The organism is Paraburkholderia sp. XV, assembly GCF_020177535.1.
Lineage (GTDB): Bacteria > Pseudomonadota > Gammaproteobacteria > Burkholderiales > Burkholderiaceae > Paraburkholderia > Paraburkholderia caribensis.
On the sequence record NZ_JAGUUD010000013.1, the window covers coordinates 83,933 to 107,686 of the forward strand.

The following is a 23,754-nucleotide window of genomic DNA, read 5'->3' on the forward strand; positions in this document are numbered from 1 at the left end:
AATCTGACTCATCTCACGTTGTCTCAGACGGTCACGTCCGCGCGCTTGACGGCCTTCTCCGTCACCGACGAAGCGGTCGCGACGTTGCGCAGATCGGCAAGGAACGTATCGCGCCATACCGACAGATTGTTCTCGCGCAGCGGCGCCATCATGTCCGCGTGACGCGCCTGGCGTTCGGCGAGCGGCATCGACAGCGCGCGCTCCAATGCCTCGGCCATCTGCGACAGATCGAACGGATTGACGACCAGCGCACCGGGCAACTGCTCGGCCGCACCCGCGAATTGCGAGAGCACCAGCACGCCGGGATCGGCCGGGTCCTGCGAAGCAACGTATTCCTTCGCGACGAGGTTCATCCCGTCGCGCAGCGGCGTCACATAGCCGACCTGCGACTGGCGGAACAGCGCCATCAGCAGATTGCGCTCGTACTTGCGGTTCAGATACTGGATAGGCGTCCAGTCCAGTTGCGCGAAGCGGCCATTGATACGCCCCGCCTCGCCTTCCAGCGTCTGCCGGATGCGCTGATAGGTCTGCACGTCGGCGCGCGTCGGCGGCGCGATCTGCACGAGCGACACGCGGCCATGCCAGCCGGGCGCGCTCTGCAACAGCCGCTCGAACGCCTGGAAGCGCTCGACCAGCCCTTTCGAATAATCGAGCCGGTCCACGCTCATGATCAGCTTGCGGCCGCGCATGCCGTCGCGCAGGCTGCGCACCGGCTTGCGGTCTGTGAACTGCTCCGCGGCTTTGGCGATCGCATCGGGATAAATGCCGATCGGGTACGCCGCTACTTTCAGGAAACGGCCGTACGCATGAATCATGTTCTCGTCGCTCGACGTGCCGTGATGGCCGCGCTCGATATAGTCGACGAACGATTGCCGGTCCGCGTCCGTCTGGAAGCCGACCACGTCATAGCTGCACATGCACTTCACGAGTTCTTCGTGCGGCGGCACGGTGCGCATCACTTCCGGCACGGGAAACGGAATATGCAGGAAGAAGCCGATCGGATTCTTCACGCCGAGATCGCGCAGGCAGCGTGCGAACGGCAACAGGTGATAGTCGTGAACCCAGATGATGTCGTCGGGCTTGAGCAGTTCCTTCAACTGCTTCGCGAGCGTCACGTTCACCCGCAGATAGCCGGCATATTCCTGCCGGTCGTAGCGCGACAGATCATTGCGGTAGTGGAAGGTCGGCCAAAGCGTCGCATTCGAAAAACCGCGGTAGTACTGGTCGTAGTCGCGCTTGGTCAGCCCCACGGTAGCGTAGGTCACATTGCCCTGTTTCTCGATGACGGGCGGCGACGATTCGGCGACGGTCTCGCCGCTCCAGCCGAACCACACGCCTCCCGTTTCCTTCAGGGCGTCCAGCACTCCGATTGCGAGACCGCCCGCTGCGGGGCGTCCTTCCTGAGTCGGCGCGACGCGGTTTGAAACGACGATCAATCTGCTCATTGCGGCTCCACCTCATTCAGTTGACTGTACATGCGGTGATACTCCACCTTACGGCACGCAAGTCCCATGCCGTCGCTCGCGAAAAGACGGAATAAAAATGTATGTAAATGTGACAGACGAGCAAAAAGAAACTGCGCGCGGGCGCACGCGCAGTAGATTTTTCGCTCGACGATTCGGCCGGACCCGGCCGGAAAACGGACTTCAGGCGTCCTGCTCGGAGCCCAGGTCGCGCTGATATTCCAGCCCTTCCTGACGCGTGCCGCCCTGGTTGTGATCCCCGTCTGGCGGCGCTCCGGGCGCCGCGCGGTTCTGCTGCGCCGGGTCCGGTCCAACGGGTGGATTGCCCGTGCCGCCGGCGGGGCGCTGGTCGCGCTTCGAATGGCGCGCGGAGCGCCGCAATGCGGGATGTCTCATGATGGACGCCTCCAGGGGAAGGCCAGTGCCCGGACGGGGTTTGCCCGGGCCGCATCACACTAGTCTAGGCCGATGAACGTAAATTGCCGGTAAAAAGTTCGGCGGTTTTGTAACGCGTACAGGGCGCGGGCCCGTCGATTGCAAAAGGCGCCATGTCGAAATGAAAAGGTCAGAATTCGGGCAGCAGCGTCATGCGCGCGCTCGTATGCGGGGTTTGGGATGGCTGCGACGGCGGGTCGCCGATAGCGGGGGTATCGGGGTCGGTGGGTTCGCGCGTCGGATCGGGCACCGTATCGGGCTGATTGGGCTCGGGCGGCGTGCCCGGCGTAGTGGGTTCGGGACGGTGCGCGTGGATGTCGAGGACAGCGTGGACGGCGTCATGGTCCGGCATGGTTGGGCTCCCTGTTTTCGTTCGATATCGCCAGCGCTTCGCGCGCAAGCGACCGTTGAACCAAACCAGCAAGGCATGTGCCCTCGTGCCGCTGTCCGCTGTCCCCGCAGCAGCGGCTGACATCCCGTTACCTCATGTCACGCGTCCGCCTTGCCGAGCGCCTGCGGCTCGTCGCTGATGTCGTCGCCGTCGGCACGTCCGGCATCGTTGCCGTATTCGACGAGCCGGTTATATAGCGTTTTCAGGCTGATGCCGAGAATCTCGGCGGCACGCGTCTTCACGCCGCCGCACTGTTCGAGCGTCGCCAGAATCAGCTGACGGTCGGCCTCGGCGAGCGACGTACCGAACGGAATCGTGATCGCCGTGCCCGCGGTCGGCTTCGACAGCGAAATCTGCAGCGGCACGGTGGCCGTGCTGTCCGAATCCGTGCCCGACATGATGTGCGCGCGCTGCACGTAGTTCTTCAGTTCGCGCACGTTGCCCGGCCACGGGTAAGACAGCAGCATCTCCTTGACGGCGGGCGGGAAGTGCTTCCTGGTGGCGTGCTGCTCGTTGAGATCGTCGAGGAACGCCTGCGCGAGCAGTTCGACATCCTTGCCGCGCTCGCGCAGCGGCGGCAGGCTGATCGGGAACACGTTCAAACGGTGATACAGATCGAGGCGCAGCTTGCCTTCGAGCACGGCCTGCTCCGGATCGCGGTTCGTCGCGGCGATCAGGCGGACGTCGGTTTCGATTTCCTTCGTCGTACCGACGCGCATGAACATGCCCGTCTCGAGCACGCGCAGCAGTTTCACCTGCAATTCGATCGGCATTTCGGTGATTTCGTCGAGGAACAGCGTGCCGCCGTTCGCCCGTTCGAAATAGCCCTTGTGCTGACGGTCGGCACCCGTGAACGCGCCGCGCTCATGACCGAACATCTCAGATTCGATCAGATTCGGCGAGATTGCGCCGCAATTGACCGCGAGAAACGCGTGCTTACGGCGCAGGCTCAACTGATGCAGCGTCTGCGCGGCGACTTCCTTGCCTGTGCCCGATTCGCCGACCAGCATCACGGAAGCGGCCGTGGGCGCGACCCGGCTGATCTGGTCGTACACCTGCTGCATGATGGGGGAGTTGCCGAGCATCAGGCCGAAGCGGCCCATGCGGCGCAACTCGCCGCGCAGCGTGCCGATTTCGGCCTTCAGGTCGCCCGCGCGCGGCAGGCGGCTCAAGATGGCCTTCACGCGCTGCATGTTGATCGGTTTCACGAGGTAATCGGCGGCGCCCATCTTGAGCGCGCTCACCGCCGACTCTACCGTCGCATGCCCCGTGATCACGACGAACTCGACGCCAGAGCGCGGATCGAGATCCTCGAACAGATCGACGCCCGAGCCATCGGGCAGCTTCAGATCGGTGAACACGACGTCAGGCGTTTGCCGCACCAGCTGGATGCGGGCCTCGCGCAGATCGCCCGCTGTGGCCGTCGTCAGCCCGTCTTCAGCGATGATGGCCGCCAGCGCCTCGCGGGTACTCGGATCGTCATCGACAATCAATACATGTGGCATCGCGTATGGAAAGCTCGTAAGTGCTGGTCATGAATACGCGCAGCCTGCGCTTCGCCGGAATTGGCGAACGACAAAAGCGCCCGCGCGCTGCGATCTTCAAGCATACGCTCGCATCGCAACGACGAACGCCTCAGCCGGGAAAACTTTCCGAATTAACGCGGCCGCGCAACAATTACTGCAAATTTTGCTATTAGAAGCACTTATTGTTGTTATTTTTGCTCATTATAAAGCCTCAGATGGAAAAAGCATCAACCCGCATACGCGGCAGGCACGGTCGTGTTAAATCGCCTTTCCGCCGTGCGGGTCGGTGCCCGTCTAGCTGCGCGGAAACGGCCAGGCGTCGCCGTGATCCGCACCGTTGCCATTGCGCAGATGCGTCGCCGGCGCGACCTGCGCGCCGGGCGCGGGTTGCGCCGGCTCGGTCACGGTGCCGCCCTCGCCTTCCCAGCGCGTCAGATCACGCGCGAGCGGCGGCTGCGCGGCGCGCTGCTTTTGCACCCAGCGCCATGCCAGGACGCTGCCCACGGCGAACAGGGCGCCGAATATGCCGATTCTGGGTCGTGCCATGTTGAACTCCTTGTTGTCGTGAATGGAGACGACGGCCGCCACGCCGCCGCCATGCCGGAATGGCGCCGCTCAGCGCGCGGCAAGCACGCCGAGCACGAAGCCGACGCCGGCAGCGATGCCCAGCGCCTGCCACGGATTCTGGCGCACGTATCGCTCGGTCTGGACGGTGGCGCTGCGATAGCGCCGCTGGGCCGAGGTCTGCGCGTCGGCAAGCGCGTTCTGCACGGAATCGACATGCGTGCGCAGCCGCTCACGCAGCGCCTCCAGGCCTTCGCCCGGCACGGCTGCCGCAAGCCGCAGCATTTCTTCCGAATCAGTCAACAGCACGTTGAGATCCTGGACAAGTTTCTGTCGCCCCAACGCGAGCTGTTCAGTGGTTTCCGTCATTGCAATCTCCTGTTCCGGCGCGGGGGCCGGATTTGTCTCATCTGTCGATGAACCGCTCCGGCGTCATGCGCCATGTCCCGAGCGTCGCAACGGCCGTTCCCGGCATCCTCGTGCGATGCACAGCTTCCCATCGAGTTCCGCAAAACAGGGCGTCCCCTGGACAGGACGCAGGCAGATACGATGCGGGCAAAGTTCCCGAGGCACTTTGCCGCCGAGCAAATCTTTCCGCATCACGTCACGATCGTACGTTAACGTTTGCGAACTGCCAGCGAACGGCAGACCTGCATGCGCCTTGCCGGAAATGGCGCCTGAGTGGTTAAATTGCCTTTTGTGAGATAGTGGACCACTCTTACAAGGCCATCCACGCTCTCGATACTGGCCTGCGCCATTCACGACACCCACCCGAAATTGCACAGGACACCCTTGCCTATGTCGTCAACCGATCTGGACTCGCCCGCCACCGAAGCCGATGGCGGCGGTGCGTCTCCGGCGAAGCAACGCGCGGCGGAAAACGTCCCGGGACTGAAGTCGTACGGCACGCTGTACGGCTCATCGCCCGTCATGCTGGATCTCTACGAACAGATCGACCGCGTGGCCGCGACCGATGCGACCGCGCTTATCATCGGCGAATCGGGTACGGGCAAGGAGTTGATCGCCCGCACGATTCACGACCATAGCGCGCGCAAGAGCGGCGCGTTCGTCGCCGTCAACTGCGGCGCGATACCCGACGAACTGATCGAAGCCGAACTGTTCGGCCATGAAAAAGGCAGCTTCACGGGCGCGGTCCAGGGCCGCATCGGCTACTTCGAGCACGCGAACGGCGGCACGCTGTTTCTCGACGAAGTCACCGAAATGGCGCCCGTGCGGCAGGTGAAGCTGCTGCGCGCGCTGGAGACGGGCACGTTCTATCGCGTCGGCGGCACCGAGCTGATTCGCGGCGACGTGCGCGTGATCGCCGCGACCAATCGCGACCCCGCCGTGGCGGTGAAGGAAAACGGCCTGCGCGAAGACCTGATGTACCGGCTCGCGGTGTTCCCGCTGCGCGCGCCGCCGCTGCGCGAGCGCGAAGGCGACCGCGAACTGCTGGCGGTGCATTTCCTCGATGAGCTCAACCGCCAGGAAGGCACGAACAAGGTGTTCAGCAAGCGTTCGATGGAAACGCTGCGCACCTGGTCGTGGCCCGGCAACGTGCGCGAACTGAAGAACGCCGTGTATCGCGCGTTCATTCTGGCCGAGAAGGCGGTGGAACTGCCGCATCCGCATCTGATGTCGCGCGTGAAGAAACCCGTGACGGTCGGCGATTCGATGAGCGTGTGGATCGGCACCCCGCTCGCCGATGCGCAGAAGCAGATCATTCTCGGCACGCTCAAGTATTGCGGCGGCGACAAGCGGCGCGCGGCAAAAGCGCTCGGCGTGAGTCTCAAGACGCTGTACAACCGGCTCAGCGCCTACGGCGACGAAGAGTCGAATCACGACGACAACTGACTGACAGCGACGCGCGCAGCTTGCTGCGTGCGCATCGTTCTTGCGGTTCTGGCGTTCGTGCGGCTTCCGAACGCCCTTCTTCGCGGCATCTTCTCCACTCGCATCCGCGGCTCCTGATCAGGCCGCGTCTCTCGTCGCATTTCTCCTCGCGCCAGCCGCGCTCCATGCCTTGCTCAGGCATGCCAACTGCTGACCAGGCCAAACAGAAAGACCTCGGCCACGCAGCATCTTTTGCAATTGCTTGCATTTTCCCTATGCCAATTACAAAACGCATCCTGCACAATGCCGCAGCGAAAAAATCAGATGTATCTGCCTTCGCGCTGGCGCGCTCCACGCGCCGAAGGCACGAGCAGGAGCGATGACGAAGAAATGCAAAAAGCAATGCACCGTGACAAACACGCCACGCCGCCCAGCGCCATGCGGCGATCCGTCTTCCCGAGCGCCACGCTGATTGCAGCTCTGGCCGTCGCCGTCACTACGACATTGAGCGGATGCTCATCGCTCTATTCGGAAGGTGCCACGGCGGGCGCCGGTATCGCGGGCGCGGCCATCGCCGCGAAAGTGACGGACAACGCCGCCGTCGCCACGGGTATCGGCCTTGGCGCCGTTGCCGCGGCGCGCGCAGGCGTGCAGTACTCCGAACGCGTGATCCATCGCAACACCCAGGACAGCATCGCCGTGGTGGCCGGCCCGCTCGCGGTCGGTGCCGTCGCGCCGTGGAGCATCACGCATTCGGTGCCGCTTGAAGAAGACGAGCATGGCCGCGTGACGGTCAGCCGCACGATCAGCGCGGGCGAACTGGACTGCAAGGAAATCGTCTTCTCCGTCGATAAGGCCGCGACCAAAAACGTGCCCGCGTCGAGCGCGTTCTATGTCGCGTCGATCTGCCGCGACGGCACGGCGTGGAAGTGGGCGTCGGCCGAGCCCGCGACCGAACGTTGGGGCTCGCTGCAATGAGCGCGCGCCCGTCAACGGGAAGCCTGCGGGCGGCGACGGCTGTGCGGCTCGCGCTGGTCGGCGCGTTGTGCATCGGGGCGGGTGCGATCGTCAGCGGCTGCAGTTCGGCTTCCGTCGGCGCAGCGGCAGGCGCGGGCGCCGGCGCGGCGACGGGCATCTTCACCGCCAATCCCGCCGTGGGCATCGGCGTGGGCATTGCCGTACAGGCCGCCACCGACGAAGCTGTCGCGCACTACATGCGCGTGATGCACTCGGATCAGCAGAACGTGATCGCCGCGCTGGCGGGCGCGATGCCCGTCGGCGAGACACGCGACTGGAGCGTCAAGCACACGCTGCCCATCGAGAACGGCCACGGCCAGGTGCGCGTGACGCGCGCGTTCGCGTCGTCGCTGGCGATCTGCAAGGAGTTCGTGTTCTCGGTCATCGACGGCGACAAGCCCGACGCGAAGGTCGGCTGGTACATGGCAAGCGCCTGCCAGCAGGACAACAAGGGTTACTGGAAATGGGCGTCGGCGGAACCGGCTGTCGAGCGCTGGGGCAATCTGCAGTAACGCGGCTCGCAGCGCGGAGCATCGGAACCAAAACAAAAGGGGAGCCGCGTGGCTCCCCCTTCTTCTTACGCTCACGCTATTTGCGCGCTGCCGTCAGGACTCCACGTCCTCGAGGCTGAAAATTTCCGTCTGGTCGTTGTACGAGAAGATCTCGGCATAACGGCCCCAGTTGATGACGGCGTCGAGCGTTTCCTCGGCGGCGCTGTCCGACAGGAAATCTTCCAGTTCCTGCTCGAAGCGCACGCGCGGCGCGCGGTGTCCCGGCCGCTCGTTCAGCACTTTCTTGATCCGCGCCGCGAGCGGCACGTGCCGCAGCAGATGCTCGGCGAACATCATCTTGCGCTCCTGCGTGCCGAACTCGGCGAACACGCGCGCAGGCGGCGTCAGGAAAATATCGCCCTCACGCACGTCAGCGAAGCCGAGGTGTTGCAGCACTTCGGCGATCGGGAACAGATCGTCCACCTCCAGATGCAGCGAGCGCGCGATTTCCGGCATGTCCGCACGGCCGTGATACGGCGCGGCCGCCAGCGTTTCGATCAGACCCGCCATCAGGTTGGTCGACACATGCGGCAGCCAGCTATGCAGCTCCAGCCCCTTCTTCGTCGATTCGTCCTTTTGACGCGCCGTCATCTTCGCGTAGATGTCGTCGACGAGGCGCCGGAACGCCGGGTCGAGACGGTTGCGCGGATGCTTGAACGGCACCTTGATCTCGGCGATCACGCGACCCGGATTCGACGACAGCACGAGGATGCGGTCGCACATGAACACGGCTTCCTCGATGTTGTGCGTGACGATCAGCACCGACTTGATCGGCATGCGCCCTTGCGTCCACAGATCGAGCAGGTCGGTGCGCAGCGTTTCGGCCGTCAGCACGTCGAGCGCGGAGAACGGCTCGTCCATCAGCAGCAGCGTCGGATCGACGACCAGCGCACGTGCAAAGCCGACGCGCTGGCGCATGCCGCCCGACAGCTCGCGCGGATACGCGTTCTCGAAGCCGTCGAGGCCGATCAGATCGATCGCGGCCAGCGCGCGTTCGCGGCGCGCGCGTGCGCCGACGCCGAGCGCCTCGAGCCCCGCTTCCACGTTCTGCAGCACGGTCAGCCACGGGAACAGCGCGAAGGTCTGGAACACCATCGCGACGCCTTCGGCAGGCCCCTTGAGCGGCTTGCCCATGTAGGTGACTTCGCCGCCCGTCGGCTCGATCAGGCCGGCGATGATACGCAGCAGCGTCGACTTGCCCGAGCCCGAGCGGCCGAGCAGTCCGACAATCTCGCCTTCGCGCAGCGACAGATTGGCGTCGTCGAGAACCAGCAGTTCGCCTTGTGTCTTGTTGAACCCACGGCACACGTCCTTGACGCGCAGGATTTCTTCACCGAGGCGCGGCGGCATCGGCGGCGTCTGGATCGGCGCGGCAGTTACGGTCTTCGGATTTTGCATCGCGTTTTGCCTTCAATGAATCTCAATCGAGCCGCAGGCGGCTTTCGGCGTAGGCGTACAACGGACGCCACAACACGCGATTGAAGAGGGACACGAACAGGGACATCACCGCGATGCCCAGAATGATCTTCGGATAGTCGCCCGCTGCCGTGTACTGCGCGATATACGCGCCGAGCCCGTGCGCAGCCAGCTTCGTATCGCCCCACTGCACGGCTTCCGCAACGATGCTTGCGTTCCACGCGCCGCCCGAGGCGGTGATCGCGCCCGTCACGTAGTACGGGAAGACGCCCGGCAGCATGACCTGGCGCCACCATTGCCAGCCGCGGATGCGGAAATTCTTCGCGGCTTCCTTATAGTCGTTCGGATAGGCGCTCGCGCCCGCAATCACGTTGAACAGGATATACCACTGCGTGCCGAGCACGATCAGCGGCGACAGCCAGATGTCCGGGTTCAGATTGAACTTGACGATCACGATCACGAAGACGGGGAACAGCAGGTTCGCCGGAAACGCCGCGAGGAACTGCGCGAGCGGCTGGATCTTCTCGGCGAGCGACGGGCGCAGCCCGATCAACACGCCGATGGGCAGCCACACCACCGAAGCGAGCGCGATCAGCAGCGTCACACGCAGCAGCGTGATGAGGCCGAGCACGAACACATGGCCCACTTCATCGAGCGTCACGCCCGTGCGTACATACGCAACCACGCGATACACGACGAAGGCCGTCGCCAGCACGACGATCACGGCCCACACGATGTCGCCCGTTCTGGACGGCTTGAGCACAGCCGGCTTCGCGAACTTCACGGGCCCGACGCTGGGCAAGCGGATCGGCACGCGCGCGGCCTTCGCGAACATCCAGCCGATGGGGACGAGCAGGCGGTGAATCAGCCGGGTGCGGCGGATCAGGTCGAGCAGCCACGATTCCGGCGCGTCGCCGGAACTCGTGTTCTCCATGCGGAACTTGTCGGACCACGCGACGAGCGGCCGGAACAGGAACTGGTCGTACGCGAGAATCACGACCGTCATCGTCAGGATCACCCAGCCGATCGCGTGCAGGTTCTTCCCGGCAATCGCCGCCGCCAGATACGCGCCGATGCCCGGCAGCGTGATGGTGTGATTGCCGACCGTAATGGCCTCGGAGGCGACCACGAAGAACCAGCCGCCCGACATCGACATCATCATGTTCCAGATCAGGCCCGGCATCGAGAACGGCACTTCGAGCTTCCAGAAGCGCTGCCAGGATGTCAGATGGAAGCCCTTCGACACTTCGTCGAGGTCGCGCGGCACGGTGCGCAGCGACTGATAGAAGCTAAAGGTCATGTTCCACGCCTGGCTCGTGAAGATCGCGAAGATCGCGGCCAGTTCGGCGCCCAGCACGCGCGACGGAAAGAGCGCAAGGAAGAACGTCACCGTGAACGAGATGTACCCCAGCACGGGCACCGACTGCAGGATGTCGAGGATCGGTACCAGCACCTGGCCCGCGCGCCGGCTCTTCGCGGCAAGCGTGCCGTAGACCAGCGTGAAGGTCAGCGACGCGACCATCGCGGCGAGCATGCGCAGCGTGGTACGCATCGCGTACTCGGGCAGGTTCGCCGGGTCGAGCGAGATCGGCTCGCTTTGCAGCGTCGAAATGGGCGCCATCGTCTCGTGAAAGCCGACCACGGCCATTGCGATCAGGCAGATGATGAGCGGAAACGCGATGAAATCCCAACGATTGGGCAGCACCCGCCACGCCGACGCGTTGGCGGTGCGGTTCAGGGTGAAGCTGAACAGATCCATCAGGCGGCCCTCCCTTCGCGGCGGGATGCAAGCATGCCGCCAGCCATGATGGCTACGCGCGCGCCGGCATGGCTGGCGGCGGCGCGACGGTCCGAGGATCGATCCGGAAAGCGGAAATCAGGCATGGCAAAACGCTAATGCGCGGTAAATCGTTGGCGTTCAATACGCATTGGCCGGCGACGGATACGTCGCGCGGCGCCCCGTGCGGGCCTGCACTTACGGCCGGCGCAATCGTGTTGCGCGGGCCGCCGCCGGCAGGCCAGCGAGCTTTCCTCATTTTGGACGGCACGACACTACTACAACCTGTGTGACAGAAACAACCGTTGACATTCAAATGTCACGCCGAATGGTTGGCGGAACGGATCTGTAAGCGGCAAGCCGCGTGCATCAACAGGCCGGCTTGCGCATGCTTCGGGCGAACCGTCGCGTGCGAGCCACAATCCGATGGCCATGCCGCTATTCAGAAAGTCCCGCTGGAGGCCGTTAATAACCCACACGGGACTTTCGCGCGCGCAAATCCTGGCTAGCGCCGGGCCGTGCGGCGGTTAAAATCGGGATGCGGCGAAACCTGCTGGCCGACGGCGACGAGGACGGCGGCGCGGCGCATTTATCCTGGCTCCGTGCGGCGCACGGCGGCGATCAGCGGGAACGGCCCAGCGCCAGCGCGTTGCAACGAAAGACGTTGTTGCATGAATCAGTCAGACGGATCAGAGGGTCGATGAAAAGGACAACCTTGCGCCAGGCATTGGGACCGGCCAGCTTCGTGCTGGTCGTGCTCGCATGCTGGCTCGCCTCCGGCCTGGTCGCGGACCGGATGGTACAGCAAGAACTGGATACCGCCTTGCGCCAGCAGCGGCAGATGTCCGCCTCGATCGTCTACAACATGGCTGAAGTGATTGCTAGCGACCTGGCGATGTCGCGGGCCATACCCGCCACCATGGCCGAACTCGGCGTGATCCAGCAGGCGCTGACGCACTCGCAGAATTATGCCGCGTCGGGCGTCGACCTGGAACCCGCCCATCGCGAAGAACTGTTGAAGTCGCCCGAACTGGCGGGCATCAACGGCTTCCTGCGCGACGCCCAGGGCTTCTCGGGCCTCGACATCATCTGGCTGGTCAACGCCAACGGGCTGTGCGTCGCGGCGAGCAACGCGCAAAACGCGCATTCGTTCGTCGGGCTCGACATGCGCTCGCGCAGCTACCTGACCAACGCCCTGCTCGGCGCCTTCGGCGAAGCCTACGGCGTAGGCCGCATGAGCGGCGAGCCGGGCATCTTCATCTCGGCGCCCGTCTATGACGACGGCCTGCTGGTCGGCGCGATCGTCGCCAAGGTCGGCATCGCGCGGCTGCGCCACTGGGTCGCGCACGCCGGCACCTTCGTCACCGACGACAACGGCGTGGTCATCATGGCGCACAACGCGGCGCTCGAAGGCCAGGCCATGCCGAACTCGCGCGTCACTCAGATGAACGCGGCCGAGCGCATGAACACCTATCATCGCGACCAGTTCGCAACCATCCAGATCCAGCCCGTCAAGAGCCAGGTCCGCGGCGACGCGCCGTGGGTGCCGACCGCGATCGCCGATCAACTATTCGACATGCCGGGCCAGCCGATCCCGACGCTCTACCAGTCGCGCGGCGGGTTGAACTCGGGGCTGTCGGCGCACCTCGTCGATCCGCTCATCGCGTGGCCCGAGCTGATGCGCAATCACAAGCGCGATCATCTGCTGGTGTTCCTGACGCTCGCGGGCACGGTGGCGCTCGCCTGGGTCATCACCGTGTCGTATCTGCGCGAGCGGCGCCATCACCGCGCCACCCGCGTGCTGGCCGAGCAGCTGCAGTCGGCGAACACGCTGTTGTCCGCGGAAGCGCGTCATGACGCGCTCACGGGCGCGCTGTCGCGGCGCTATTTCCTCGATCTGCTGCGTCATGAAATCGACCGCGCGCGCACGACGGGCGAGCCGCTGTGCATGGCAATCGCCGATCTCGACCACTTCAAGCAGATCAACGACCGCTTCGGCCACGCGGCGGGCGACCGCGCGCTCGAACACTTCGTCGACACCTGCCGCACCGAGCTGCGCGGCAGCGACGCGATCGGCCGGCTGGGCGGCGAGGAATTCGGCATTCTGCTGCCGACAACACCGCTCGGCACCGGCCTCGAAGTGGTCGAGCGGTTGCGCGTCCGTTTGAAGGCGACGCCGTCGGCGAAGCTGCCGCAGTCGGTCGGCCTGAGCGTGAGCATCGGCATCACGGAACTGTCGGCGGAAGATCTGCCCGAGCGCATCATCAGCCGCGCCGATCAGGCGCTCTATGCCGCGAAACAGGGCGGACGCGACCGCAGCGAGGCCGTGCCGCCCGACGATACCGCGCCGCCCGCGCGCACGCCCGCCAATGCCTGGTGAAGCCAGTCAGCCCGATAACGCCCGATAACGCCCGATGAAGGCCGGTAAGCACGCGCAACGTTCGCTGACCGGTCAGCGATGCACGCTGCATCGCGCACGGCGATGCCGCCGGGCAAGTGGAGCTTAAGCAGGTATCATCGACTTTCATCCGAAAGTTGTGATCACCGCTCTACGCTCCCCCGGAGTTCGCATGAAGGGAAATCTGGTCATCGTCTGCCGCGATCAGGACGCTGACGCCTTCGATCATCTGCTCGCAGAGTACGGCGCGTTTCAGACGCGCCTGTCGTCGACCGCGTGGTATCTGAAGCTGGATGTGGCGCCCGAAGTGATACAGGAAGAAATTCTCTCGCGGCTCGGCAAGTACACGACGCACTACATCTTCGAGGCGGACACGGTGACGTGGAACACCGTGGACAGCGAAGCCGCCGCCGCGCTCAACACGCTCTTCACCGAATAGGCATGCTGCCTGTTTGATCCAACGGCGAAGACGGGGCACCTGCCATCACGCTGCCCCGAGCCCGTTTCCGAATGCCGCGCAGCCGAAGCGCGCGGCCCATCGCACTCACCAGACGATTTCCGACGCGGCCACCGTGCGCGACACCGTTTCCAGCGGGAACGTCATCTGCACGCGCAGGCCTCGCCCGCCGTCTGGCGCATCGTTGTTGCCGATCTGCCATTCGCCGCCCGCACGCCGCACGAGCCGCTCGACGATTGCAAGGCCCAACCCGCTATGGCCATTGCCGCCGCGCGCCGGATCGAGCCGCACGAACGGCCGGCTCGCGTTGATCAGATCCTGTGCGGCGATGCCGCTGCCGTTGTCCGTGACCGCCAGCGTGAAACCCTGCGACGTGCGCGCCGTCGCCACGATGACGGGCGGCGCGCCGTACGCATGCGCGTTGTCGAGCAAGTTGGACAGGATGCGATCGAGCGTGGCGGCGGGCAGCATGAAGCCCGGACCGGCGCGCAGATCCGTTTGCACCGTCGGCGCGCCGCCCGACACTGCGCGATAGCTGCGCACCACGCGCTCGCACTGCGAATCGACTTCGACGGGTTCGCTGCGGTCGCCGCCGTCGTGCGCGAACACCAGAAACTGCTCGACGATATGCGTCATCGAATCGACGTCGCGCACCACGCCGTCGCGCGTCTTCGCATCGTCCATCATCTCGGCGCGCAGCCGCAGACGCGCAAGCGGCGTCTTCAGGTCATGCGCGACGCCCGCCAACATGACCGCGCGATCGTGCTCGGTACGCGCGACCTCCTGCACCATCTGGTTGAAGCCGTGCGTCAGCTGCCGCAATTCACGCGGGCCGCGCTCGCGCACGGGCGGCACGGGCAGGCCGCGCCCGAAGCGCGTCACCGCCTGCGCGAGCGAGCGCAGCGGCTGCTGCAGCTGCCACGCGGCAAAGAGCGCCGCCATCACGCCAGCCGAGAAAATGATGCCGAGCCACAGGACCATCCGGTCGAGCGAGCGCGGCGGCCGCAACGGCTGCACGGGCACGACGATCCAGCTTGGGTCGCTCGCCGCGCGGACCCACAGCGCGGGCGGCTTGCCCGGCGTGCCGACGCGCACCTGCGTCGAGGTGGGCAGACGGTCGCGCACGTCGTCGACGAAACGGTCGAGCGGCGCGGGCAAATTCGACACGTCGGGCGGCACGTCGGCGCTCGCAGGATCGACGAGGCGCACGCGCGAGGGCAGCGGCTGATCCGGCTCGCGCCTGACGTGGTCGCGCACCGCGTCGACGAGGAACACGGCTTCTTCGACGGCGTAGCGCGTCTGCGACTGGTTACGCTCGAAGCGCACTAGCAGATACCACGCGAAATGCGACACCAGCAACACACAGACGACGAGCAGCGCGAGCCGCCCGAACAACGAATCAATTGGACGCCGCATGTTGCTCGCCATCGGGGACGAACACGTATCCGCGCCCGCGCACGGTCTGAATGAAGCGCGGCACCGACGGATCGGTTTCGAGAATGCGGCGCAGGCGCCACACCTGCACGTCGATGCCACGGTCGGTGCCATCGTATTCGGGACCGTGCAGCAGTTCGAGCAGGCGCTCGCGCGTGAGCGTGCGCATCGGGTGATTGACGAAGATCTTCAGGAGCGCGAATTCGCTGCCCGACAACGTGAGCGGCTTGCCTTCCTGATGCAGCGTGCGCGACTGGAAGTCCAGCGTGAAGCGGCCGAACGAGAACGGCTCGCGCTGTTCGGGCGCGGCCGCCGACGGCAGCGTCTTGCGGCGGCGCAACACCGCCTGCACGCGCGCCAGCAGTTCGCGCGGGTTGAACGGCTTGCCGAGGTAGTCGTCAGCGCCGAGTTCCAGGCCGACGATGCGGTCCACGTCGTCCGCACGCGCCGTCAGCATGATGACGGGGATGTCGTCGCCTGACGCGCGCAGCTTGCGCAACGCCGTGAGGCCGTCGACACCGGGCATCATCAGGTCGAGCACGATCAGGTCGGGCCGTTCGCGCTCGATGCGGCGCTCCAGTGAACTGGCGTCGTGCAGCACCGACACTTCGATGCCTTGCCGGGCCAGATAGTCGCGCAGCAGATCGCGCAGTTCGACGTCGTCATCGACGACAAGAATTTGAGTAGCCATGGCTTGGAGTGTAACGCGCGCCCCGCTGCGTTTCCGCCCCTACTGACCCCGAAAGGGTTACCGGGTGTTACCGCGAAAGGCACACGTAATGTCACGTAACTTCCGCAAGCATACGCGTAACACGGCCTCCATTCGATCCCTCTACGCTGTGCCTTACCGAATGCGCGCTGGTCCACTTTCGAGACGGGCGGCATCGTCGGCCAGTTGATCAAGGAGCACAGTAATGTCCAAAAAAACATCACGCTTTCTCGCCGTTGCCGCTGCATCGCTCGCACTGAGTCTCGGGTCCGCCTTCGCCGCGCAGCCGCAAGGCGGCCCCGGCGGTCCCGGCATGGGTCACGGCGGTCCGGGCTGGCACCACGGCGGCTTCATGAAGGAACTGAACCAGTTGCACGGGCAACTGAAACTGAACGCGGATCAGGAAAAGGCATGGCAAGCCGCGCTCGACACGATGAAGCAAAGCCATGAGGCCGAGCGCGCGAACCACGAGCAGATGCGCCAGCAGTTCAAGCAGATGCAGCAGCAACCGATTCTCGACCTGAACGCGATGCACGCCGCGCATCAGCAGATCGAGCAGAAGGACGCGCAACTGCGCGAGCAGACGTCGACGGCATGGCTGAACTTCTATAACGGCCTGAACGACCAGCAGAAGACCACCGTCAGCACCGCGCTCAAGCAGCACTTCGCGAAGATGGAGCAGCGTCATCAGAAGATGCGCGAGCGTTGGGAAAAGCATCAGGGCGACGCTGCGGCGTCGGCGGTGAAACCTTGAGGCGGGTTAGCCGCGTTGCCTGATAGACGCGCAACACAACGCCACGGAAGGCAGCTTCCGTGGCGTTGTTTCATGGGCCTCCGGCAGCACGGGCAGCACGGACGGCATGAACGAAAGCCCCGCCTCGCTCAACGCAGCTGACCGAGGTCGAACAGCAGCACTTCCGCGCCCTCGCCGTTTTCGACCGTGACGCTCGAGGTATCGGTGATCATCGCGGCGTCGCCCGCCTTCAATGCCTCGCCATTGACCGTGACGGTGCCGCGCGCAACGTGCACATACGCCTGACGCCCCGCTGCGAGCGCAAGCTCGTCACGTTCCGCGCCGTCGAAGAGACCGGCGTAGATCGACGCATCGGCGTGGATCGTCACCGCGCCGTCGCGGCCGTCCGGCGCCGCCACGACGCGCAGCCGCCCGCGCTTGTCCGCATCGGTGAAGCGCTTTTCCTCGTAGCCCGGCGCGTCGCCCGCGCGTTTCGGGATGATCCAGATCTGCAGCAGATGCAGCGGGTCTTCCTGCGATCCGTTGAACTCGCTGTGCATCACGCCCGTGCCCGCGCTCATGCGCTGCACGTCGCCGGGGCGGATCGTCGAGCCGTTGCCGAGGCTGTCGCGGTGCGACAGCGCGCCGTCGAGCACATAGGTGACGATCTCCATGTCGCGATGCCCGTGCGTGCCGAAACCCTGCCCCGCAGCAATCCGGTCCTCGTTGATGACGCGCAGCGGACCGAAGTGCATGTGCTCGGGATCGTGGTAATCGGCAAACGAGAAGCTGTGTTTGGCGTTCAGCCAGCCGTGGTTGGCGTGGCCGCGCTCGTCGGAACGACGAATCCTGATCATCTGAATCTCCATGAAAATTGCCGATGACAGGAATGTATGGGCTGCGCCCGCGAGGCACAATCCGCGCCGCCGCACCGGATCGTTTCATAAATGATGGCAATACCCGAAAGCCGCGTGATGCACGCTGCATCGGCCACCGCGGCGCGGCAAGGATGCGCGGCCGCCCGCCGTGACCGCGTGTCGCGCGTGCATGTCTCTGGCGGCAAAGGGCTTTTTCGATGCCGCAAGCACTGGCGTGGCTCGCCGGTTCGGGTAAAATACCGCGCTTTTTGGAATGGGTCGACGCGCGTGCCGCGTCCGGACGGCGCACCCGGCAACGCGGGTCCGGCCGGAACGCAAGGTCACGGGCGCATGGCGCACGAAGCGGACCGGGCAAGGGCGGCGTCGGGCGATGTGGAACAGGCCTGCGGGCCCAAACAATCCGCCGCCGGAACGGGCAGCCTATTTTTGTCCGCCTAGAATGGCGACGGCCGGCCGCACACGGGCTGCGTCACCGCAAGCAGGCACGCGGCGACCGGGAAGTCAGGAGAAACATGAAGAAGTACGCACTGTGCGTGGCGCTCGCCGTGATGGCTTCGGGTGCCATGGCAAAAGAATGGAAAACCGTGCGTATCGGGGTCGACGCCAGCTATCCGCCGTTCGAATCCGTGGCGCCGAGCGGCCAGATGGTCGGTTTCGACGTCGATCTGACCCGTGCGCTGTGCGCGAAGATGAACGTCAAATGCGTATGGATTGCGCAGGATCTCGACGGCATCATTCCGGCGCTAAAGGGCAAGAAGTTCGACATCATCGTGTCGTCGCTGACCGTGACCGACAAGCGCCGCGAGCAGATCGACTTCTCCGACAGGCTGTTCGACGCGCCCGCGCGGATGATCGCGAAGAAGGGCTCGCCGCTGCTGCCGACGGTTGAATCCCTGAAAGGCAAGCACGTCGGCGTCGAGCAGGGCTCGACGCAGGAAGCGTACGCGAACGCGTACTGGGAGCCGAAAGGCGTGACGATCGTGCCTTACCCGAACCAGGATCAGGTCTACGCGGATCTGGCAACCGGGCGTCTCGACGCCGCGCTGCAGGACGAGTTGCAGGCCGACGCGGGCTTCCTGAAAACGCCGCGCGGCAAGGATTTCGCGTGGGCGGGCCCGGAAGTGAAGGACCCGAAGACGCTCGGCGAAGGGACGGCCATCGGCGTGCGCAAGGAAGACGGCGAGTTGAAGGCGAAGCTGAACAAGGCGCTTGCCGAGCTTCACCAGGACGGTACGTTCACGAAGCTCGAAAAGCAGTATTTCGACGTCGATATTTACCAGAGCCGGTAACAGGCACTGAAAATCCGCTGCATCGCCTCAGATGCGGCGCAAGCTCGGGGCTGGCCCGGATGGGCCAGTCTGCAGGCTTCGTAATAAAGTCGGACCGAGAGCAACAACGCAGTAGAACAAGGCAGGAAAACGCGCTGCCGGCCAGCCAGGTAGTACCGGCCAGGCAGTCATGATTCGCACAGCGGCATGCTGTGCGCCGCACGGGGAACATCGAAGGCATCCGCCTTCGGACGAACCGCAGCAGCGTACGGAGTGCCGCGTCTTTCGCGGCGCCCGGGAGCGTCGTCAAGGACCCACTATGTTCTTTCAAGGCTACGGCCCGCTCATCTTTGCCGGCACGGTGCAAACCGTGAAGCTGGCAATCCTGTCGCTCGCATTCGCGTTCGTGCTCGGCCTGCTCGGCGCGGCCGCGAAGCTGTCGAAGAACAGGATCACACAGGGCGCCGGCACGGTCTACACGACGCTGATTCGCGGCGTCCCCGATCTCGTGCTCATGCTGCTGCTCTTCTACAGCATCCAGATCTGGCTGAACAACCTCACCGACATGCTCGGCTGGGATCAGATCGACATCGATCCATTCGTCGCCGGCGTCGCCGTGCTCGGCTTCATCTACGGCGCGTATTTCACCGAGACGTTCCGCGGCGCGTTTCTCGCCGTGCCGCGTGGCCAGCTTGAAGCGGGCGCCGCGTACGGCATGACGGGCTGGCAGGTATTCACGCGGATCATGTTCCCGCAGATGATGCGCTTCGCGCTGCCGGGCATCGGCAATAACTGGCAGGTGATGGTCAAGGCGACGGCGCTCGTGTCGATCATCGGCCTCGCGGACGTCGTCAAGGCGGCACAGGATGCCGGCAAGGGCACGCTGCGGTTCTTCTTCTTCACGCTGATGGCGGGCGCCATCTATCTGCTCATCACGACGGTCTCGAACTTCGTGCTGATGTACCTCGAAAAACGCTACTCGACTGGCGTGCGCAAGGCGGAACTATGATCGAGCTGATCCACGAATACTGGCGCAACTATCTGTATACGGACGGCTACCGCTTCACGGGCGTTGCAATCACGTTGTGGCTGCTGGTCGTATCCATTGGCCTTGGCTTCTGTCTGTCGGTGCCGCTCGCCGTCGCGCGCGTGTCGAAGAAGAAGTGGCTGTCGAGCCTGGTCTGGCTGTATACGTATATCTTCCGTGGCACACCGTTGTACGTGCAACTGTTGCTCTGCTACACGGGCCTGTATAGCCTGGAGATCATCCGCTCGAATGAGCTCACCAACGCGTTCTTCCGCGACGGCATGCACTGCACGCTACTCGCGTTCACACTGAACACCTGTGCGTACACGACGGAGATTTTCGCGGGCGCGATCAAGGCGACGCCGTACGGCGAGATCGAGGCCGCGCGCGCGTACGGCATGTCGCAGTTCACGCTGTATCGCCGTGTGATTCTGCCGTCGGCGCTGCGCCGCGCACTGCCGTACTACAGCAACGAAGTGATCCTCATGCTGCACGCCACCACGGTCGCCTTCACCGCGACGGTGCCCGACATCCTGAAGATCGCGCGCGACGTCAACTCGGCAACGTATCGTTCGTTCGACGCGTTCGGCATCGCCGCCCTGCTCTACCTGATCATCTCTTTTGGGCTCGTCTGGCTGTTCCGCCGCGCCGAGCGCCGCTGGCTCGCTTATCTGCGCCCGCAAGGCAAGTAAGGCGCCGACCATAGCAAGTCAAGGACCCCGATGAACACTCCCGCTACACCGCAAATGCTTTTCGTCGACAACCTGCACAAGCAGTACGGCGACAACGAAGTTCTCAAGGGCGTCACGCTGCGCGCGAACCGCGGCGACGTCATCAGCGTGATCGGCTCGTCCGGCTCGGGCAAGAGCACGATGCTCCGCTGCATCAACTTTCTCGAGCAGCCCAACGCCGGGCGCATCTTCGTCGAAGGCAAGGAGATCCGCACGCTGAAGGACAAGCACGGCGCGTTGCGCGTGTCGGACCCCAAGCAGTTGCAGAAGATGCGCACCAGGCTTTCCATGGTGTTCCAGCACTTCAACCTGTGGACGCACATGACGGTGCTCGAGAACATCATCGAAGCGCCGCTGCATGTGCTCGGCATTCCGCGTAAGGAAGCCGAGGATCGCGCCCGCACGTATCTGGAGAAAGTCGGTCTCGCGCCGCGTCTCGAGAAGCAGTATCCGTCGCATCTCTCGGGCGGCCAGCAGCAGCGCGTGGCGATCGCCCGCGCGCTGACGATGAACCCCGACGTGATGCTGTTCGACGAGCCCACGTCGGCACTGGACCCGGAACTCGTCGGCGAAGTGCTGAAGGTCATGCAGACGCTCGCCGAGGAAGGCCGCACGATGATCGTCGTCACCCACGAAATGGCCTTCGCGCGCAACGTGTCGAATCACGTGATGTTCCTGCATCAAGGACGCGTCGAAGAAGAAGGCCGCCCTGACGAAGTGTTCAGGAACACGAAGAGTGAGCGTCTGAAGCAGTTCCTCTCGGGAAGCCTGAAATAAGGCTGCAATGTAGTTTATGTAGTATTACAGGGCGCTTACCGGGCGCCCTTTTTCATTACTGCGCGGCGTCGCCCTCGCCTTCCTGCAAGCCCTAAAGCTTCGTCATCCCAACATCTGCGCGAATGGTCGCTAAAACGCGCCTACTCCCGACGATTCTCTCCGTCAATAGTGGCAATCCTTGACGCAAGTCATTAACAACGGTGTGTCCCTTGCGCGACAAGGCGTAGACGGGCCTTCGCAGCGCTCTGCCCGCCACTTGTCCCATATTGGTATTGCAATTTAGAGACATCTTTACCGAGCATCACTAATTTATTCGCCAACCGAAGGGTATTTTGCTAAATTAGTAACGAAAGTAGCAAAACAAAGTTCAAGAAAAGTAGTTTCACTTCAAAACGAACGAACAGGAGATACCGGTCGCGAGGGATCGGCATGACGATCAGACAGCCAGAAAGGCTGCACGTCGACATCAGAACCGGTCACCGCGCATCTCCCTGGAAAAGATTCCTGCTCGGCGCTGCTGGCGTCCGGGCACCACTCGCAGTACTGGCTTTACTTTTTGACAGGGTATGGAGGAGAAGATGAAGAAAGCTTTGGCTGCCGCAGCGCTGCTGACTTTCGGCGTTGCCGCACACGCACAGAGCAGCGTGACGCTGTACGGGCGTCTGGACGCTGGTCTGGAGTACATGTCGGGTGTGCCGACGAACCCGAACGCAGCGGGTGTCGCACAGAGCAGTTCGCACCGCTTCCGCGCAGAAAGCGGCGACTGGGGTACCAGCCTGTGGGGCTTGAAGGGTGCTGAAGATCTGGGCGGCGGCTACAAGGCCGTGTTCCAGTTGGAAGGCTCGTTCAACACGATGACGGGTGCTGGCCCGGGCGGCGGCGGTCTCTTCAATCGTTGGGCAACCGTCGGCTTCGCAAGCGACCAGTACGGTACGTTCACGATGGGCCGCATGCTGTTCATCTCGAACGGCGTGTGGGACTTCGATCCCTTCGGTCAGTCGAACTGGTCGTCGGCATCGTTGGTGCGTGGCCGCAACTGGCCGCAATCGAGCAACAACGTAGCCTACCAGTCGCCGAAGATCGCTGGCCTTGACTTCTACGGCCAATACGCGCTGTCGAATGCGACGAACTGGAACGGTAACGGCACGACCGCTCAAGGTCGCGAAGCCGGTGCGCAAGTCACGTACACGTCGTCGCTCTTCCAGGTTCGCGGTATCTATGACGAAATCCGCAACCCGGCAAACGGTGGCCTGAACGACTCGTACAACTTCTCACGCGAGTACACGGCTGCATTCAACGTGTTCCTCGGCCAGTTCAAGATTCAGGGCGCGTACCAGGCAATTCGCACGTCGGGCATCACGGCAGCAACGCCGGGCACGCCGACCACGCTCGATCACGAATGGGGTGGCGTGACGTGGCAAGCAACGCCGGCAGCAGCGCTGATCGGCGCGGTCTACCACGTGAACGGCAACAATGGCGCGGGCAACGCGACGATCTACACGCTGGGTGGCTCGTACAACCTGTCCAAGCGCACGCTGTTCGACCTCCAGGTCGCAACGGTCCAGAACAGCAAGACGGCTAACTACGGCCTGAACGCCAACCCGGCGGGCAACACCGTGGCTTCCGACAACCCGCTGATCGGCCACAGCCAGACGGGCGTGTACGCAGGTATCCAGCACTCGTTCTAATCGAACGGTGCAAACAGAACAGCTGTAACAGAAACGGTTTTCACGCTGCTGCGAGAGGCGCGTATCGGTGCGATGTCCGAAAGGGTGTCGCACCTTTTTTTATTTCTGCGCGATAAAGCGCAAGCGCGTTATCCATGTCGCGCGGGCATGTCGCTCAGGCACTTCGCTCGTGCAGAAAAGCACCGGCGCGGTGCAACGCCGATGCTTCTTTTTCGAGAATCATTTTCTAACGACGGGCGCAACGCCCGCACTGAAGCTCAGACAGCCGCTTCGTTCTCCTCGCCCGTACGAATGCGGATCACACGCTCCACGTCAGCGACGAAAATCTTGCCGTCGCCGATCTTGCCCGTGCGCGCCGCGCCGATGATCGCATCGATCACCTGATCGCATTGATCGTTTGCGACGACGACTTCGATCTTCACTTTCGGCAGGAAATCGACGACGTATTCGGCGCCGCGATACAGCTCGGTATGTCCTTTCTGGCGGCCAAAGCCTTTGACTTCGGTAACGGTCAGCCCGGTCAGGCCGACTTCGGCGAGCGCTTCGCGGACTTCGTCGAGCTTGAAGGGTTTGATGACGGCGGTAATGCGTTTCATGGCGGGCCTCGTCTCGGTTCGGAAAAAGGAAGGTTCGGATGCGTTGATTCTACGCCGCAGCGCACACGTTGCCAGCACCGGCCAT

Annotated in this window: 23 protein-coding genes; 11 read left to right on the forward strand and 12 right to left on the reverse strand. The window is 64.0% G+C overall.

The window, feature by feature from the left end; all coding sequences use genetic code 11:
• Nucleotides 1-23 precede the first annotated feature (23 nt).
• The 6 genes from otsA to KFO72_RS10075 all read right to left on the reverse strand — a co-directional run bounded on the left by otsA (nt 24) and on the right by KFO72_RS10075 (nt 4,748).
• The gene (gene otsA / locus KFO72_RS10050; RefSeq protein WP_036003556.1) at nt 24-1,445 is read right to left on the reverse strand and encodes an alpha,alpha-trehalose-phosphate synthase (UDP-forming); all 1,422 of its coding nucleotides are present in this window, start codon (nt 1,443-1,445) and stop codon (nt 24-26) included.
• 201 nt (nt 1,446-1,646) lie between these two features.
• Nucleotides 1,647-1,859, reverse strand: coding sequence for a hypothetical protein (locus KFO72_RS10055; protein WP_036003553.1), 213 nt, complete (start codon nt 1,857-1,859; stop codon nt 1,647-1,649).
• A 169-nt stretch (nt 1,860-2,028) separates the two neighbouring features.
• Nucleotides 2,029-2,250 carry a hypothetical protein gene (locus KFO72_RS10060; RefSeq protein ID WP_225031980.1) on the reverse strand — a complete coding sequence of 74 codons (222 nt, stop codon included), beginning with the start codon at nt 2,248-2,250 and terminating at the stop codon, nt 2,029-2,031.
• A 137-nt stretch (nt 2,251-2,387) separates the two neighbouring features.
• Nucleotides 2,388-3,794 carry a sigma-54-dependent transcriptional regulator gene (locus KFO72_RS10065; RefSeq protein ID WP_054929963.1) on the reverse strand — a complete coding sequence of 469 codons (1,407 nt, stop codon included), beginning with the start codon at nt 3,792-3,794 and terminating at the stop codon, nt 2,388-2,390.
• 315 nt (nt 3,795-4,109) lie between these two features.
• Nucleotides 4,110-4,361, reverse strand: coding sequence for a hypothetical protein (locus KFO72_RS10070; RefSeq protein ID WP_054930030.1), 252 nt, complete (start codon nt 4,359-4,361; stop codon nt 4,110-4,112).
• 69 nt (nt 4,362-4,430) lie between these two features.
• Nucleotides 4,431-4,748, reverse strand: coding sequence for a DUF883 family protein (locus KFO72_RS10075; RefSeq protein WP_054929962.1), 318 nt, complete (start codon nt 4,746-4,748; stop codon nt 4,431-4,433).
• Between the two features lie 429 nt (nt 4,749-5,177).
• Here KFO72_RS10075 and KFO72_RS10080 point away from each other — a divergent pair, with 429 nt between their 5' ends.
• From KFO72_RS10080 to KFO72_RS10090, 3 genes are all read left to right on the forward strand, one after another.
• Nucleotides 5,178-6,233, forward strand: a complete 1,056-nt coding sequence (locus KFO72_RS10080) for a sigma-54 interaction domain-containing protein (protein WP_054929961.1) — start codon at nt 5,178-5,180, stop codon at nt 6,231-6,233.
• 417 nt (nt 6,234-6,650) lie between these two features.
• A complete protein-coding gene (locus tag KFO72_RS10085; protein WP_374727070.1) occupies nt 6,651-7,190 on the forward strand; it encodes a hypothetical protein in 540 nt (179 codons plus the stop codon).
• Nucleotides 7,187-7,741: a hypothetical protein gene (locus KFO72_RS10090; protein WP_225031981.1), complete on the forward strand. Its 555-nt coding sequence runs from the start codon at nt 7,187-7,189 to the stop codon at nt 7,739-7,741. The genes KFO72_RS10085 and KFO72_RS10090 overlap by 4 nt, the downstream gene beginning before the upstream one ends.
• Before the next feature lie 93 nt (nt 7,742-7,834).
• On the opposite strand, the gene KFO72_RS10095 is transcribed toward KFO72_RS10090, so the two are convergent.
• Together KFO72_RS10095 and KFO72_RS10100 are read right to left on the reverse strand one after the other, a co-directional pair.
• Nucleotides 7,835-9,178: an AAA-associated domain-containing protein gene (locus KFO72_RS10095; protein ID WP_054929959.1), complete on the reverse strand. Its 1,344-nt coding sequence runs from the start codon at nt 9,176-9,178 to the stop codon at nt 7,835-7,837.
• Nucleotides 9,179-9,200: 22 nt separating this feature from the next.
• Nucleotides 9,201-10,955 (reverse strand): ABC transporter permease, encoded by a 1,755-nt coding sequence (locus KFO72_RS10100; RefSeq protein ID WP_054929958.1) that lies wholly within the window; start codon nt 10,953-10,955, stop codon nt 9,201-9,203.
• 718 nt (nt 10,956-11,673) lie between these two features.
• On the opposite strand from KFO72_RS10100, the gene KFO72_RS10105 reads away from it, so the two are divergent.
• Nucleotides 11,674-13,353 carry a sensor domain-containing diguanylate cyclase gene (locus tag KFO72_RS10105; protein ID WP_054930028.1) on the forward strand — a complete coding sequence of 560 codons (1,680 nt, stop codon included), beginning with the start codon at nt 11,674-11,676 and terminating at the stop codon, nt 13,351-13,353.
• A gap of 190 nt (nt 13,354-13,543) precedes the next feature.
• On the forward strand, nt 13,544-13,810 hold the full coding sequence (locus KFO72_RS10110; protein WP_054929957.1) for a hypothetical protein: 267 nt from the start codon (nt 13,544-13,546) through the stop codon (nt 13,808-13,810).
• A gap of 105 nt (nt 13,811-13,915) precedes the next feature.
• Here the strand turns inward: KFO72_RS10110 and KFO72_RS10115 are convergent, their stop codons facing one another.
• Nucleotides 13,916-15,244 (reverse strand): ATP-binding protein, encoded by a 1,329-nt coding sequence (locus tag KFO72_RS10115; protein WP_054930027.1) that lies wholly within the window; start codon nt 15,242-15,244, stop codon nt 13,916-13,918.
• Complete coding sequence (locus KFO72_RS10120; RefSeq protein ID WP_007587938.1) at nt 15,228-15,953, reverse strand: response regulator; 726 nt, start codon at nt 15,951-15,953, stop codon at nt 15,228-15,230. The genes KFO72_RS10115 and KFO72_RS10120 overlap by 17 nt, the downstream gene beginning before the upstream one ends.
• 223 nt (nt 15,954-16,176) lie before the next feature.
• Between KFO72_RS10120 and KFO72_RS10125 the strand changes: the two genes are divergently transcribed.
• Nucleotides 16,177-16,725: a periplasmic heavy metal sensor gene (locus tag KFO72_RS10125; protein ID WP_060600027.1), complete on the forward strand. Its 549-nt coding sequence runs from the start codon at nt 16,177-16,179 to the stop codon at nt 16,723-16,725.
• Nucleotides 16,726-16,853: 128 nt separating this feature from the next.
• Here the strand turns inward: KFO72_RS10125 and KFO72_RS10130 are convergent, their stop codons facing one another.
• Nucleotides 16,854-17,561: a pirin family protein gene (locus KFO72_RS10130; RefSeq protein ID WP_225031982.1), complete on the reverse strand. Its 708-nt coding sequence runs from the start codon at nt 17,559-17,561 to the stop codon at nt 16,854-16,856.
• 533 nt (nt 17,562-18,094) lie between these two features.
• On the opposite strand from KFO72_RS10130, the gene KFO72_RS10135 reads away from it, so the two are divergent.
• The 5 genes from KFO72_RS10135 to KFO72_RS10155 all read left to right on the forward strand — a co-directional run bounded on the left by KFO72_RS10135 (nt 18,095) and on the right by KFO72_RS10155 (nt 23,073).
• Nucleotides 18,095-18,871 (forward strand): ABC transporter substrate-binding protein, encoded by a 777-nt coding sequence (locus tag KFO72_RS10135; protein ID WP_060600025.1) that lies wholly within the window; start codon nt 18,095-18,097, stop codon nt 18,869-18,871.
• Between the two features lie 298 nt (nt 18,872-19,169).
• Complete coding sequence (locus KFO72_RS10140; protein ID WP_054929953.1) at nt 19,170-19,859, forward strand: ABC transporter permease; 690 nt, start codon at nt 19,170-19,172, stop codon at nt 19,857-19,859.
• Nucleotides 19,856-20,569 carry an ABC transporter permease gene (locus tag KFO72_RS10145; RefSeq protein ID WP_054929952.1) on the forward strand — a complete coding sequence of 238 codons (714 nt, stop codon included), beginning with the start codon at nt 19,856-19,858 and terminating at the stop codon, nt 20,567-20,569. The genes KFO72_RS10140 and KFO72_RS10145 overlap by 4 nt, the downstream gene beginning before the upstream one ends.
• 30 nt (nt 20,570-20,599) lie before the next feature.
• On the forward strand, nt 20,600-21,385 hold the full coding sequence (locus KFO72_RS10150; RefSeq protein WP_054929951.1) for an ABC transporter ATP-binding protein: 786 nt from the start codon (nt 20,600-20,602) through the stop codon (nt 21,383-21,385).
• 578 nt (nt 21,386-21,963) lie between these two features.
• Nucleotides 21,964-23,073 (forward strand): porin, encoded by a 1,110-nt coding sequence (locus tag KFO72_RS10155; protein ID WP_054930025.1) that lies wholly within the window; start codon nt 21,964-21,966, stop codon nt 23,071-23,073.
• A gap of 257 nt (nt 23,074-23,330) precedes the next feature.
• Here KFO72_RS10155 and glnK read toward each other — a convergent pair whose 3' ends face one another.
• Entirely contained in the window at nt 23,331-23,669 is a 339-nt protein-coding gene (gene glnK, locus KFO72_RS10160; protein WP_007587958.1) for a P-II family nitrogen regulator, read from the reverse strand.
• Nucleotides 23,670-23,754 lie beyond the last annotated feature (85 nt).

Bases quoted from the DNA above. Each gene is read 5' to 3' on its own strand.
- KFO72_RS10090 (WP_225031981.1), top strand. From the start codon at position 7,187: ATGAGCGCGCGCCCGTCAACGGGAAGCCTGCGGGCGGCGACGGCTGTG.
- KFO72_RS10085 (WP_374727070.1), top strand. From the start codon at position 6,651: ATGCGGCGATCCGTCTTCCCGAGCGCCACGCTGATTGCAGCTCTGGCC.
- KFO72_RS10110 (WP_054929957.1), top strand. From the start codon at position 13,544: ATGAAGGGAAATCTGGTCATCGTCTGCCGCGATCAGGACGCTGACGCC.
- KFO72_RS10070 (WP_054930030.1), bottom strand. From the start codon at position 4,361: ATGGCACGACCCAGAATCGGCATATTCGGCGCCCTGTTCGCCGTGGGC.
- glnK (WP_007587958.1), bottom strand. From the start codon at position 23,669: ATGAAACGCATTACCGCCGTCATCAAACCCTTCAAGCTCGACGAAGTC.
- KFO72_RS10130 (WP_225031982.1), bottom strand. From the start codon at position 17,561: ATGATCAGGATTCGTCGTTCCGACGAGCGCGGCCACGCCAACCACGGC.
- KFO72_RS10055 (WP_036003553.1), bottom strand. From the start codon at position 1,859: ATGAGACATCCCGCATTGCGGCGCTCCGCGCGCCATTCGAAGCGCGAC.
- KFO72_RS10075 (WP_054929962.1), bottom strand. From the start codon at position 4,748: ATGACGGAAACCACTGAACAGCTCGCGTTGGGGCGACAGAAACTTGTC.
- KFO72_RS10115 (WP_054930027.1), bottom strand. From the start codon at position 15,244: ATGCGGCGTCCAATTGATTCGTTGTTCGGGCGGCTCGCGCTGCTCGTC.
- KFO72_RS10080 (WP_054929961.1), top strand. From the start codon at position 5,178: ATGTCGTCAACCGATCTGGACTCGCCCGCCACCGAAGCCGATGGCGGC.
- KFO72_RS10120 (WP_007587938.1), bottom strand. From the start codon at position 15,953: ATGGCTACTCAAATTCTTGTCGTCGATGACGACGTCGAACTGCGCGAT.
- KFO72_RS10100 (WP_054929958.1), bottom strand. From the start codon at position 10,955: ATGGATCTGTTCAGCTTCACCCTGAACCGCACCGCCAACGCGTCGGCG.
- KFO72_RS10065 (WP_054929963.1), bottom strand. From the start codon at position 3,794: ATGCCACATGTATTGATTGTCGATGACGATCCGAGTACCCGCGAGGCG.
- KFO72_RS10095 (WP_054929959.1), bottom strand. From the start codon at position 9,178: ATGCAAAATCCGAAGACCGTAACTGCCGCGCCGATCCAGACGCCGCCG.
- KFO72_RS10105 (WP_054930028.1), top strand. From the start codon at position 11,674: ATGAAAAGGACAACCTTGCGCCAGGCATTGGGACCGGCCAGCTTCGTG.
- KFO72_RS10155 (WP_054930025.1), top strand. From the start codon at position 21,964: ATGAAGAAAGCTTTGGCTGCCGCAGCGCTGCTGACTTTCGGCGTTGCC.
- KFO72_RS10125 (WP_060600027.1), top strand. From the start codon at position 16,177: ATGTCCAAAAAAACATCACGCTTTCTCGCCGTTGCCGCTGCATCGCTC.
- KFO72_RS10060 (WP_225031980.1), bottom strand. From the start codon at position 2,250: ATGCCGGACCATGACGCCGTCCACGCTGTCCTCGACATCCACGCGCAC.
- KFO72_RS10150 (WP_054929951.1), top strand. From the start codon at position 20,600: ATGAACACTCCCGCTACACCGCAAATGCTTTTCGTCGACAACCTGCAC.
- KFO72_RS10140 (WP_054929953.1), top strand. From the start codon at position 19,170: ATGTTCTTTCAAGGCTACGGCCCGCTCATCTTTGCCGGCACGGTGCAA.
- otsA (WP_036003556.1), bottom strand. From the start codon at position 1,445: ATGAGCAGATTGATCGTCGTTTCAAACCGCGTCGCGCCGACTCAGGAA.
- KFO72_RS10135 (WP_060600025.1), top strand. From the start codon at position 18,095: ATGAAGAAGTACGCACTGTGCGTGGCGCTCGCCGTGATGGCTTCGGGT.
- KFO72_RS10145 (WP_054929952.1), top strand. From the start codon at position 19,856: ATGATCGAGCTGATCCACGAATACTGGCGCAACTATCTGTATACGGAC.